The following is a 12410-nucleotide window of genomic DNA, read 5'->3' as shown; positions in this document are numbered from 1 at the left end:
CACTAGGCTCAACCTCGCAAGGAACTTGCGGTAACAGTTTGCGTCTCAACACGTTATACGGCCTCACTTAACTGGAGATTTACCCCATGATTCAACGGACCCTTCCCGCTTTCTTCCTCGCCGCCGGTCTCGCTGCCCTGGCTGGCTGCTCGACGCCAACCGTGATCACTCTCAACGACGGGCGCGAAATCCAGGCCGTGGATACCCCGAAATACGATGACGATTCCGGCTTCTACGAATTCCAGCAACTGGACGGCAAGCGCACCCGCGTCAACAAGGACCAGATCCGCACCGTCAAAGAGCTGTAAGACTTCTCTGAAAAAGCCCCCGGTCAGGCCGAATCGGGGGCTTGTCGAAGTGAAATTTTTGAGTAGAATTTTCTTCATCGGAGTGTAGCGCAGCCAGGTAGCGCGTCTCGTTCGGGACGAGAAGGCCGCAGGTTCGAATCCTGTCTCTCCGACCAAATCGCTCATCGACAAAGCCCGCGTTTCGCGGGCTTTGTCGTATTCGCTCCCCTGTTCCTTCCCTGGCATGGTCCGTATGACGGGCGATGCCGTTTCGCGTGCCTGAAGGCACGTTCTTTTCTAGAGGTCGTTTCACATGCGCAAGACTATTGTCGCCGTCACCCTGGGTCTGCTGTTCGCACAAGGCGCCGTTGCCGGCGACGGCACCGCGGCACTCGGCGGCGGCCTGGGCGGTGCCCTGGGTAATGTGGTTGGCCAGCAGCTCGGCGGCAAGACCGGCGCGGCCATCGGTGCCGGCGTTGGCGGCGCGGCAGGTGGCGCCGTGACGGCGAAGAAAGGCAACAAGACCAAGGCAGCGCTGGGCGGCGGCCTGGGTGCGGCGGGTGGCTCGCTGCTGGGCGACAAGCTGGGTGGCAGTACCGGCGCGGCGATCGGCGCGGGTGTCGGTGGCGCGGCAGGTGGGGCGCTGGGCAATCACCTGGGCAAGAAGAAGCATTGATCAGTCAGCCTTGCACTGACTGATCGGGCCCTATCGCGGGTGAACCCGCGATAGGGCCCTGAAGGGCAAGGAAGATCCTTGCCCGAGCATCGCCTTACTGAGCAGCCACCGGTTCAGCCACAGCCTGCTCTTCCGGCAGCACCGGAACGAAGGTCAGGCCCAGACGCGAGCTGGTCCACTCGCGGGTCTTGTTGGTCAGCTCAAGATCGTTGTTCAGCTTCTGACCGTAGGTCGGCACGATTTCCTTGAGTTTGGCCTGCCACTCAGGGGTCTTGATGCGATCCTTGAAGGTCTTCTCCAGCACGCTCAACATGATCGGCGCGGCAGTCGAAGCGCCTGGCGAAGCGCCCAGCAGCGCGGCGATGGTGCCGTCCTGGGACGCGACCACCTCGGTACCGAACTGCAGGATGCCGCCGTGTACCGGATCCTTCTTGATGATCTGCACGCGCTGGCCAGCCTGCAGCAGTTTCCAGTCTTCGTTCTTCGCGTTCGGGAAGTACTCGCGCAGCGCGGCCATACGGTCGTCGAAGCTGAGCATCAACTGGCCCATCAGGTAGGTGCTGAGGTCGATGTTGTCGATGCCGGCATGGGTCATCGGCATGATGTTGTGACTGTTCAACGCCGCGAACATGTCCAGCAGCGAACCATTCTTCAGGAATTTGGTGGAGAAGGTTGCGAACGGACCAAACAGCAGCACTTCGCGGCCGTCGATGATACGGGTATCAAGGTGCGGAACCGACATCGGCGGTGCACCGACCGAAGCCTTGCCGTACAGCTTGGCCTTGTGCCGGGAAACGATGTCCTGGTTGTCGGTCATCAGGAACTGGCCACCCACCGGGAACCCGGCATAGCCTTCGGCTTCCGGGATACCCGACTTCTGCAGCAGCTTCAACGCGCCACCACCGGCACCGATGAACACGAACCTGGCCTTGACGCTGGTTTCGACGCCCTTGTTGCCCAGGTCGGCGACCACCACGGTCCAGGTGTTGTCGGCATTGCGCTTGATGTCACGGACTTCGTGGCGCAGGTTCAGGCTGACCTTGTCGCTCTTGGTCAGCGAGCCCACCAGTTGGCGGGTGATCTCACCGAAGTTGACATCGGTGCCGATGCTCATGCGGGTCGCGGCGATCTTCTGGTCGGCGGCGCGGCCTTCCATCACGATCGGTACCCACTGGGCAATCTGCGCGTGGTCCTCGGAGTACTCCATGCCACGGAACAGCGAGCTGTGCTGCAAGGCAGCGTGGCGCTTGCGCAGGAACTCGACGTTCTTGTCACCCCAGACGAAGCTCATGTGCGGCACGTTGTTGATGAACGACGACGGGTTGTTCAGGACCTTCTGCTCGACCTGGTAGGACCAGAACTGCTTGGAGATCTCGAACTGCTCGTTGATGCCCACGGCTTTGCTGATGTCCATGGAGCCGTCGGCGGCTTCGCTGGTGTAGTTAAGCTCGCAGAATGCCGAGTGGCCGGTACCGGCGTTGTTCCAGGCGTTGGAGCTTTCTTCGGCAACCTGGTCCATGCGCTCATAGATGCCGATCGACCAGTTCGGTTCGAGTTCGTGCAGGTAGGTACCGAGGCTGGCACTCATGATGCCGCCGCCAATCAGCAGGACGTCGACGGTCTTTTCCGGTTCACTGGGCTTGGAGCAACCAATGACGCTCAGGCACAGGAGCGCCAAAAGGATTTTTTTCATGATTCAATCCAATTGAAGTGAAGGTATTGGCCTGACCGCCGCGCCCGGGTGCACGCCCTGGTCTTGTCGTTGTGCCCACTCATGTGCCGAACCGGTGGCTGGCGGTGGCTGGGGTATCTTCGAATGCGGGGGAGCGGTCTTTCTGCCGTGGCTGCCATGGCAGCCCATGGTCTTTAACGCGGGGCTTGGCCCGCGCGGCCTTAAAGCATTAAGCGGGCCAACTTTGTCGCGACCAATGGCTAATAGGCGAGGCGTAGGGTCGCACCCCATATTTCGAGGTTTTTCTGGCGGGATTCCGCCATCGACACCGGGCAATTATCCGCTGAGTGGCGGATTTCCCCCTGGTTTTGGCCGGAGAATCAGGCGCTCAACCGCGCCGTCACTTCGCCGAGTTGTCCAGACAGTTCGTGCAACCGATGCCCCGCCCGCTCGGTACGCTGTACGGCATCCTGGTTATCGGTGGCGATCCGGGTGATCTCGATCAGGTTGCGCGAGATATCCTCGGCAACGCTGGTCTGCTCTTCCGCCGCCGTGGCGATCTGCCGGTTCATGTCGCGAATCGCTTCCACCGCCAGGGTGATGCGCTGCAGCATCTCCCCTGCGCGCTGGACCTGCTCGGTGCCCTCCTCCGAACGCGCCTGACCGCTCTCGATGGCCTTCACCGCCTCCACCGCGCCGGACTGCACGGCACTGATGATCTGGTTGATCTCGGCGATCGACGAGGCGGTGCGTTGCGCCAGGTTGCGCACTTCATCCGCCACCACGGCGAAACCGCGCCCGGCTTCCCCGGCCCGCGCCGCCTCGATGGCCGCGTTGAGGGCCAGCAGGTTGGTCTGCTCGGCAATGCCACGGATCACCTCCAGCACCTTGCCGATCCGCGCACTGTCCTGCTCCAGGTGGCGAATCACTTCGGCGGTACCACTGATCTCGCGATTGACCCTGGAAATGGTGTCGATGGTCGCCTGCATCACCTGCTCGCCAGCCTGGGCGCTGTGGTCGGCGTCGTCGGCCGCCTTGGCCGCTTCGGCGGCATGCCGGGCGACTTCCTGAGCGGTGGCAGACATCTCGTGCATCGCCGTGGCCACCTGGTCAGTGCGCTGGAACTGGTCGTCAGTGCCGCGCGCCATGCCGCCGGCCAGTTTGCGCAGGTCGCCGCTGGCGTTTTCCAGTTCGCCAGCATTGTCCTGCAAGCGACCGACGGTTTCCGACAGGAAGTCGCGCAGGGTATTGGCAGCTATCGCAAGGCGACCCAGTTCATCCTGGCGATCGCTGGCGACGCGGGCGTCGAAGCGGCCCTGACTGAGATGCGCGACATATTCGATGAGACGGCGGATCGGCTCGATCAGACTCCGGTTGACCAGCCACAGGCTGAACACGCCGATGGCCAGGGCCGATGCCAGCATCACCAGCAGGCCAAGCCACACCGTGCGCTGGGCCTCGGCGCTGATCTCCCCGGCCTGGGCCGAGGAAGCGGCACGCAACTGGTTAACCAGGGCGCTCATCTGCTCGCTGGCGGCACGGTCCACGCCCTTCACCGCCTGGTCGCCAGCGGTCGGATCGGCACCCGCGGCGAGGAAGGCATCACGCCCGCGAGCGTAGGCCTCACCCAACTGGCGATGGCTCTCCTGCAACTGCACCAGGTCGGCACGCAGCGACGCATCGGCAACGTTCTCCCGCACCAGATGGTCGAGGATGTCCTGGACCAAACGCTCCTGAGCCTTGAACTGCTGCCAGTACTTGTCCAGGTCCGCCGGCTGCTTGCCGCGCAGAAGCACGTTCTTCCATTCCTGGACCTGAATCTTGAACTGCAGGTTGGCTTCGTCGATCTGCTGCGAGGCACGCAGCGGGCCGTCGACCAGCTGGCCGTAACCGTCGACGCTGGCGGACAGCAGGCGGAAACAGACCAGGGCGATCAGCAGCATCGCCAGCAGGCTGCCGGCAAGCAGAGCAAGGATTTGCATTCGCAGGGAAGTACGCAGAGGCATCGGCGAGGATCTCGGAGGGCTAAAAAACGGCGGCAGTGCCGACCACAGACATCCATGTCGTCGATTCACAGGCAAAAAAAAGCTGCCATCGCAACGGCAGCCAACTGCATCGAGCATTTACGCAACAGTTGAAAGGGATACTCTCAGGGGATTGCTACAGAAATGTGACAATTTCCCCAGCCACTGTCACATAACTGTAAAAAATCCACCCGGCGCTCTATTCCGGGCTGAACTGCAGCGCCGCGAGTCGTGCATACAAGGGGTTTTCCGCAATCAATTGGCGGTGACTGCCAATCGCCACCATTCGTCCGCCATCGATCACCGCGATGCGGTCGGCGTGCTGCACGGTGGCGAGGCGATGGGCAATGACCAGGGTCGTGCGTCCGGCCATCAGGGTGGGCAAGGCCTGCTGGATCAGATACTCGCTTTGTGCGTCGAGGGCGCTGGTGGCTTCGTCGAGCAGCAAGATCGGTGCGTCCACCAAAAGGGCCCGGGCGATCGCCAGGCGCTGACGCTGGCCACCCGAGAGACCGAGGCCGGCATCGCCCAGGTGAGTCTGGTAGCCCTGGGGCAGTTGCAGGATGAACTCATGAGCATGAGCGCTGCGCGCGGCGGCCTCGACCTCGGCGAAGCTGGCGTCGGCGCGGCCGTAGCGGATGTTGTCCTCGACCGTGCCGAAGAACAGCGCCGGATTCTGCGCCACCAGGGCGAACTGGCGGCGCAGGTCCTGGGGATCGAGCTCGGCAAGAGGTTGGCCATCAAGGAAAATGCGGCCTTCCTGCGGGTCGTAGAAACGCAGGAGCAGGTCGAACAGGGTCGACTTGCCCGCGCCTGACGGCCCGACCAGTGCCAGGGTCTGACCAGGTTCGACATGCAGGTCGAGACCGTCGATGGCGGGACGTTCGGGCCGCGAGGGATAGGCAAAACGCAGGCCTTGCAGGTCCAGTTCGCCGCGGACCCGTTCCGGTAATGGGATACCGCCACCGACCGGCGCGACGATCTCGCTGCGCGCCGCCAGCAGCTCAGCGATACGCTCGGCTGCACCGGCGGCGCGCTGCAGTTCGCCGATGACTTCGCTGACAGTACCGAAGGCACTGCCGACGATCAGGCTATAGAACACGAAAGCCGCCAGGTCACCACCGGAGATGCGCCCGGCGATCACGTCCATGCCACCGACCCAGAGCATCACCCCCACCGCACCGAGCACCAGCACGATCACCAGGGTGATCAGCCAGGCCCGCTGGACGATGCGCTTGCGTGCGGTGGCGAAGGCCGCCTCCACCGTTTCGCCGAAGCGCTGGCGATCCCGCGGCTGGTGATTGTAGGCCTGCACCGTCTTGATCTGACCAAGGGTTTCCGCGACGTAGGTGCCGACATCAGCAATGCGGTCCTGGCTCTGTCGAGACAGCGTGCGCACCCGGCGGCCGAACACCAGTATCGGCGCCAGCACCAGCGGCAGGGCGAGAACCACGATGCTGGTCAGCTTGGGGTTGGTGACGAACAACAGGACGATACCGCCGATGACCATCAGCATGTTGCGCAGGAAAAGCGACAGCGACGAGCCGATCACCGATTGCAGCAACGTGGTGTCGGCGGTCAGCCGTGACTGGATCTCAGCGCTGCGGTTGTGCTCGAAGAAGCCTGGATGCAGGCTCAGCAGGTGATCGAAGACCTGCTGGCGGATATCGGCCACCACCCGCTCGCCGATCCACGAGACCAGGTAGAACCGGCTGAAGGTGCCTACGGCCAGGGCCAGCACCAGGGCCATGAACAGCGCGATGGACTGGCCAAGCAGGTCTGGAGAGCGAGTGACGAAGCCTTGGTCCACCAGCAGGCGGATGCCCTGGCCCATCGACAGGGTGATTGCGGCGGTGATCACCAGCGCGAGCAAGGCCAGCAATGACTGGGATCGATACGGGCGAACGAAGCGCCAGGCCAGGCGCAGGGCCTGGCGCTGGCGGGAGGAAAGCGGATTGATCATGGGAATTGCCGTGTGCTGAGGACCTTAGAGCGCATCGGTCTAAGGTACCACTGGTGAACGAATGAACTTTCTGTTGCACTGTCCGTTCGCATGATGAGACAGCCAAGGGAGTTGTCACAGCCTGGTCATCACGCGTGATTAATCTGGGCTAGCCACCTGATGAGGAGACAGGAAATGAGCCTGCAGCATAGCAGCAGCAACCCGCAACAACGTCCTACCCAGCCGGTTCCGGCGCACGGTTCGATCATCGACGCGCAAGGGCGCGAGATTCCGATCACCGAAGAAATGATCCAGCAAGCTTGCCAGGAGCTGGAAAAAAGCCGGGACAAATCGGCGAAAAAAGGCTGAAGTCTCACCCCCTCTTTCGAAACCCGGCGCTTGCGCCGGGTTTTTTAATGGGTGGTGTTCTCTGGGACCTCATCACTGGCAAGCGAGCGATAGGGCCCGGGAGAGCGACGAACAGTCAGCCTTCGACCACACACCCCAAGGCCAGCGCAATCCGCCGCAGTTCCGGAGCGTCGCCCTCGATCCGCACCCCCAGCCCCTCGATCTCCCGCCGCACCGGATACTGCTTGCGCAGCACATCGAACGCCATCCTCTGCGCCACCGGGTCATCTCCCAGGCTACGGCGCAAATCCGCATCGTCGCGGCGCGGGTCGTACACCGCCCGGCACAGCGTCGCCATAGCCCACGCCGGATCGCAGTCGGCATGCAACTCCACACGCGCCAGCCAGGGCCGGGGCAGCAGGTCCACCAGTTGCACCTGCTCCACCTCGCCACGCCAGGCACAGTACGCCTGGTAGATCTGCGCCGTGCCGCGCTGCTTGCCATCGAGGCTGTAGCCGGCGATATGCGGGGTGGCGATGACGCACAGGTCGGCCAGGTCCACATCCACCAACGGCTCCTCCTCCCACACATCCAGCACCGCCAGTACGTCCTCACGCTGCAGCAGCAGTTCGCGCAGGGCAGCGTTGTCGATCACCGGCCCGCGGGCGGCGTTGATCAGCCAGGCGCCCTGACGCAGTTGTGCCAGACGCTGCGCGTCCAGCAGATGCCAGGTGGCCTGTTCGCCGGAGCGGGTCAGCGGGGTGTGCAAGCTGATCACGTCGCACTCGGCGAGGATCCGCTCCAGCCCGACATGGTCACCGCCCTCCGCCGCCTGCCGCGGCGGGTCGCAGACCAGCACCTTCCAGCCCAGCCCGCGCAGCACCTGGACCAGGCGCCCGCCCACCTCGCCGGCGCCGACCACACCATAGGTGCGCGTGGCCAGGTCGGCACCGTCCAGCTCGGCCAGGGTCAGCAGGCTGCCGAGCACATAGTCCACCACGCCGCGGGCGTTGCAGCCCGGCGCGCTGGACCAGTGGATCCCGGCTTCGGCGAACCAGCCCAGGTCGAGGTGGTCGGTGCCGATGGTGCAGGTGCCGACGAAGCGCACCTGGCTGCCTTCGAGCAGCGCGCGGTCGACCTTGGTCACCGAGCGCACCAGCAGCACGTCCGCGTCGCGCACGCAGTCGCGGTCGATGGCCCGGCCCGGATAGCGGCGGATCTCGCCGAAGCCTGCGAAGAAGGCATCGAGGAGCGGGATATTTTCGTCGGCGACTATGAGCATGGCGATCTCCTTGAGGGGATCGCAGTGTAGGGGCAGAGCATCAGGTGGGCCATGTCTTTTTCCACTCTTGCAAAGCCGACCGCAATCCCTGTGGGAGCGGGTTTACCCGCGATTGCGGTGGTGGGCCCACCATCGCAATCGCGGGTGAACCCGTTCCCACAGGATCCGCGTCAGCCACCAGCTATTTCCTGACCGACGCGTCAAGGCGTAAACTTGCCGGTTTTCCGCAACAGTCTCAGACGACCCAATGACCAGCACCACCCTCTCCCGCCCCGCCCGCATCCGCACCGAAGTGCGCAGCCTGATGCGCCTGGCGACACCCATCATCGTCGCGCAACTGGCGACCACCGCCATGGGTTTCGTCGATGCGGTGATGGCCGGCCGCGTCAGCCCCGGCGACCTGGCGGCTGTGGCCCTGGGCAACTCGATCTGGATCCCGGTGTACCTGCTGATGACCGGCATCCTCCTGGCCACCACGCCCAAGGTGGCACAGCGCTTCGGCGCTGGCCAGCACGGCGAGATCGGCCCGCTTGTACGCCAAGCGCTATGGCTGGCATTGGTGGTAGGTCTGCTGGCCAGCACCCTGCTGCTCAGCGCCGAACCCATCCTGCACTGGATGAAAGTCGATCCATCGCTGATCGGCCCAAGCATGGGCTACCTGCATGGCATCGCCTTCGGCTTCCCCGGCATCGCCCTGTACTACGTGCTGCGCTGCTACAGCGACGGACTCGGGCGCACCCGGCCGAGCATGGTCATCGGCCTGTGCGGGTTGCTGCTGAACATCCCGCTGAACTGGATCCTCATCTACGGCCACTTCGGCCTGCCGGCACTGGGCGGCGTCGGTTGCGGCTGGGCCACGGGCATCGTCGGCTGGTTCATGGCCCTGAGCATGGCCGGCTGGAGCCGCTGGGCCCCGGCCTATGCTGACAGCCGTGTGCTGACCAAGGTCGAACGGCCGCAATGGACGGTGATCAAGCGCCTGCTCGGCATCGGCCTGCCGATCGGCATCGCGGTGTTCGCCGAGTCGAGCATCTTCGCGGTGATCGCCCTGCTCATCGGCAGCCTCGGCCCGACCGTGGTGGCCGGGCACCAGATCGCCCTGAACATCAGCTCGCTGCTGTTCATGATCCCTTACTCGCTGGGAATGGCGGTGACCGTGCGGGTCGGCCAGGCAGTGGGTGCCGGCGATGCGCTCCAGGCGCGCTTCGCCTCGCTGGTGGGCCTGGGCACGGCGCTGGTGTTCGCGGCGTTCTCCGCCAGCCTGATCCTGCTCCTGCGCGAGCAGATCGCCTCGATCTACACCCCGGATACTGCGGTGATCCAGATCGCCGCGATGCTGATCGTGTTCGCCGCGCTGTACCAGTTCTCCGATGCCATCCAGGTCATCTGCGCCGGCGCCCTGCGCGGTTACCAGGACACCCGCGTGACCATGATCCTGACCCTGTTCGCCTACTGGGGCATCGGACTGCCGGTGGGCTACCTGCTCGGCCTCACCGACCACCTCGGCCCGGCCAGCGGCCCGAGCGGCCTGTGGCAGGGCCTGATCGCCGGTCTGACCTGTGCGGCGCTGATGCTGTCGATCCGCCTGGCGCGCAGCACCCGGCGGCATATCCGCCGGGCCGCACGGGACTGATGCCTCAGTTCAGGGTGAAGCGCGCGGTGTTATCGCTGAGGGCGCGACTGCCCTCGCTCAAGCTGTCCGCCGCCTGATTCACCGCCCGAGCCCCGTCCAGCAGACGCCCGGCCGCCTGGTCGACCTGCTGGATATTGCCGCTGACTTCATCGGCGGTACCGGTCTGCTCTTCAACCGCCGAGAGGATCTGCGCCAGGGTGTCGGTCACGCCCTGCGTGGCCGCTGCGATTTCGCCCAAGCGTTGACCCAACCCGGTGACCGCCTGGGCATCGCCGACCGCCTGGCCACAGGCGCTTTCCATCAGCCCGACGGCCTGGTCGACCGTGGAGCGCAGGCTGTCCACAGTCGCCGCGATCTGCGCCGTGGACGCCTGGGTACGCTGCGACAGGCTGCGCACCTCGTCGGCCACCACGGCAAAACCACGCCCTTGCTCCCCCGCCCGCGCCGCCTCGATGGCCGCGTTGAGCGCCAACAGATTGGTCTGTTCGGCGATACCACGGATGGCATCGACCACCGACTGGATCTGCTGGCCCTGCTCGCTGACCCGCCCCAGCGCCTCGGCGGTCTCGGTCAGGCGTCGATTGAGCTGCTGGATGCTGTCGGTGGTGCGCTGGCTGTCGTGACTACTGTCTTCAGCGATCCTGCGGGTGTGCCGGGCGCTGTCGGAGGCGTGCTCGCAGCTGCGCGCCACCTCCTGCGAGGTGGCGGCGAGCTGGGTCGCAGCGGCGGCGATCTGGCTGATCTGCTGTTGCTGGCGCTCCACATCCTGCAAGGTGCCGTTGGCCTGCACAGTCAGGGTCTGCACCGCCGAGCCTACCTGGCGCGTCTCCTGGTTGACCCCCAGCAGGCTGGCGCGCAATTGCACCACGGCGACGTTCAGCGCCTGGCTGATACTCGCCAGTTCATCGCGCCCTTGCACCGATACTTCGACGCACAGGTTACCGTCACGCAGCGACTCGGCCAGGGTGGTGATGCCGCTGGCACTGCGCCGGATCGACGCCTGCAGGCAGGCGAACAGGTACAGCGCGACCAGCAGCAGCAAACCGATGGTCACCCCCACCGGGATGAATTCGCGATTGGATTGGTCGTGGTAGTGATCCAGCCGCTCGTCCAGCGACTGCAACGACTGCCCGCGCAGCCCGACCATCTCGTCCAGCAGGCGCCCGATGCTGGCTTCGAAATCGGCCGGTTTGAGCGTGATGCTGCCCGCGAACACGCCGTCATCCAGCACCTTCAGTTGCGTATCCAGCACCTTCAGGCTCGCCGCATATCGATCGGCCCAGCCCTGCAACTCCGGTGGCAGGCGGGTCTTCAAGGCATCTGCGGTCTTGTCCATCTGCTCTCGGGCATCGGCGATACGGCTACGCAGGTCGCGCATCTGCAAACGGCTCTGCAGGCTGAACTGGCCGGTGACCACCGAGGTTTGGCCAATGCTGGCCATGCGGCCAATGCGCTCGATCAACTCCGGCGTCTGCTGGGTCGCCAGCTGCATCAACAGGTAGGTTTCCAGCCATGGGTCCAGGATCAGCCCGGTGTCCATGGCTATCTGCTCGCGCAACGCCTGCAGACGGCCGAGGGTGGCCGTGAAACGATCATAACCATCCGGCCACCAGCCAAGCCCCCGCAGGGACTGGCTGTCGAGGCCGGCCAACGAGCCCTGCAGGGCGTCAAAACGGGCCAGGGTGTCGGTGCCGGCCTTTTCCCGGTCCAGGGTAGCACGCAGATTTTTCAGCGCCTGATCGATACGCGGCAGCGCGGCATCGATCTCGCTCATCAGTTGCCGCGTCTCGGTCGTGGGTTCACGCAGAATGTCGACGGCTTTCCAGCGCGCCGCCCGATACCGCTGGGCGGACAGCTCGCGCTCCAGGTCATCGAGCACCTGTAACTGGCGCACCCCCGACTGCTCGCCGGCGATCACCGCGAGCCGGGCACGGTAATCCATGCCGATCAGCCCGAGACTGAACACCAGCGGCAACATGAACAGAAGAAACAGCAACTGGAATTTGCGGGCGAAGCCGAAACGCCCCAACAGACGCGCACCCGGTGACAACAGACGGTTCATGAACCCACTCCTGCGCTTATTAGGCCCCCCGGGATCGCAGGTCGCATAAACGTTTCCGCACGGACCCTGGGTGATAGCGTTTGGCTAGCAACCTGTGTGCCGGATACAGGGAAGTCAGGAGGAGACAGTGCCGGCACCGGGTGCGAGCAGTGGCTTCGCACCCGTTCCGTGCACAGTGCCGGTGCAGTCGTCACCGGAAGAAACAGCAGGTGTAACAGGCAGGCGTGTATCGGGCTCAGTCGAGCTTCTTGCGGATCCAGTACAGGTAGGTACCGCCCTCTTCCTCCTGCTGCACCAGCTCATGGCCGAGGAACACGCAGAATTTGGGAATGTCGCGGCGGGTGGACGGGTCGGTGGCGATGACCTTGAGCAGGCCGCCAGCGGCCAGGTCACGCACATATTGATGCAGCATCATCACCGGTTCCGGGCAGTTCAGGCCGGTGGCATCGAGCACGGCATCGGGGGTGAAATCGGTCATTCGGGA

10 protein-coding genes, 1 tRNA gene and 1 pseudogene are annotated in these 12410 nt (G+C 64.4%); 5 read left to right on the top strand and 7 right to left on the bottom strand.

The annotated features are described in order from the left end of the window. Positions 1–86 precede the first annotated feature (86 nt). The 3 genes from AC5QPF_RS09780 to AC5QPF_RS09770 all read left to right on the top strand — a co-directional run bounded on the left by AC5QPF_RS09780 (position 87) and on the right by AC5QPF_RS09770 (position 963). Positions 87–308, top strand: coding sequence for a YgdI/YgdR family lipoprotein (locus tag AC5QPF_RS09780; protein ID WP_330074608.1), 222 nt, complete (start codon positions 87–89; stop codon positions 306–308). 78 nt (positions 309–386) lie between these two features. Next, positions 387–463 (top strand) — tRNA-Pro (locus tag AC5QPF_RS09775). A gap of 137 nt (positions 464–600) precedes the next feature. Further along, positions 601–963 carry a glycine zipper domain-containing protein gene (locus tag AC5QPF_RS09770; protein WP_494963016.1) on the top strand — a complete coding sequence of 121 codons (363 nt, stop codon included), beginning with the start codon at positions 601–603 and terminating at the stop codon, positions 961–963. Positions 964–1057: 94 nt separating this feature from the next. On the opposite strand, the gene mqo is transcribed toward AC5QPF_RS09770, so the two are convergent. The 4 genes and pseudogenes from mqo to AC5QPF_RS09750 all read right to left on the bottom strand — a co-directional run bounded on the left by mqo (position 1058) and on the right by AC5QPF_RS09750 (position 6622). Then, complete coding sequence (gene mqo, locus AC5QPF_RS09765; protein WP_494963015.1) at positions 1058–2656, bottom strand: malate dehydrogenase (quinone); 1599 nt, start codon at positions 2654–2656, stop codon at positions 1058–1060. A gap of 359 nt (positions 2657–3015) precedes the next feature. Further along, on the bottom strand, positions 3016–3720 hold the full coding sequence (locus AC5QPF_RS09760; protein ID WP_494964150.1) for a methyl-accepting chemotaxis protein: 705 nt from the start codon (positions 3718–3720) through the stop codon (positions 3016–3018). A gap of 228 nt (positions 3721–3948) precedes the next feature. Beyond that, positions 3949–4059, bottom strand: a pseudogene (locus AC5QPF_RS09755) (hypothetical protein); the annotation flags it as partial. A gap of 799 nt (positions 4060–4858) precedes the next feature. Continuing rightward, complete coding sequence (locus tag AC5QPF_RS09750; RefSeq protein WP_494963014.1) at positions 4859–6622, bottom strand: ABC transporter transmembrane domain-containing protein; 1764 nt, start codon at positions 6620–6622, stop codon at positions 4859–4861. Between the two features lie 174 nt (positions 6623–6796). Here AC5QPF_RS09750 and AC5QPF_RS09745 point away from each other — a divergent pair, with 174 nt between their 5' ends. Further along, complete coding sequence (locus AC5QPF_RS09745) at positions 6797–6970, top strand: PA1571 family protein (protein WP_494963013.1); 174 nt, start codon at positions 6797–6799, stop codon at positions 6968–6970. A gap of 115 nt (positions 6971–7085) precedes the next feature. On the opposite strand, the gene pdxB is transcribed toward AC5QPF_RS09745, so the two are convergent. Continuing rightward, complete coding sequence (pdxB, locus tag AC5QPF_RS09740) at positions 7086–8231, bottom strand: 4-phosphoerythronate dehydrogenase PdxB (RefSeq protein ID WP_494963012.1); 1146 nt, start codon at positions 8229–8231, stop codon at positions 7086–7088. 247 nt (positions 8232–8478) lie between these two features. Here pdxB and AC5QPF_RS09735 point away from each other — a divergent pair, with 247 nt between their 5' ends. Continuing rightward, a complete protein-coding gene (locus AC5QPF_RS09735) occupies positions 8479–9864 on the top strand; it encodes an MATE family efflux transporter (protein WP_494963011.1) in 1386 nt (461 codons plus the stop codon). Positions 9865–9868: 4 nt separating this feature from the next. On the opposite strand, the gene AC5QPF_RS09730 is transcribed toward AC5QPF_RS09735, so the two are convergent. Both AC5QPF_RS09730 and tusA read right to left on the bottom strand, forming a co-directional pair. Next, on the bottom strand, positions 9869–11011 hold the full coding sequence (locus AC5QPF_RS09730) for a methyl-accepting chemotaxis protein (protein WP_494964149.1): 1143 nt from the start codon (positions 11009–11011) through the stop codon (positions 9869–9871). Between the two features lie 1150 nt (positions 11012–12161). Beyond that, entirely contained in the window at positions 12162–12404 is a 243-nt protein-coding gene (tusA, locus tag AC5QPF_RS09725) for a sulfurtransferase TusA (protein WP_330074600.1), read from the bottom strand. Between the last annotated feature and the right edge of the window lie 6 nt (positions 12405–12410).

This window comes from Pseudomonas sp. Con_6, from assembly GCF_059379395.1.
Note: the sequence above shows the minus strand (reverse complement) of the source record. Positions and strands in the feature narration are given on the sequence as shown.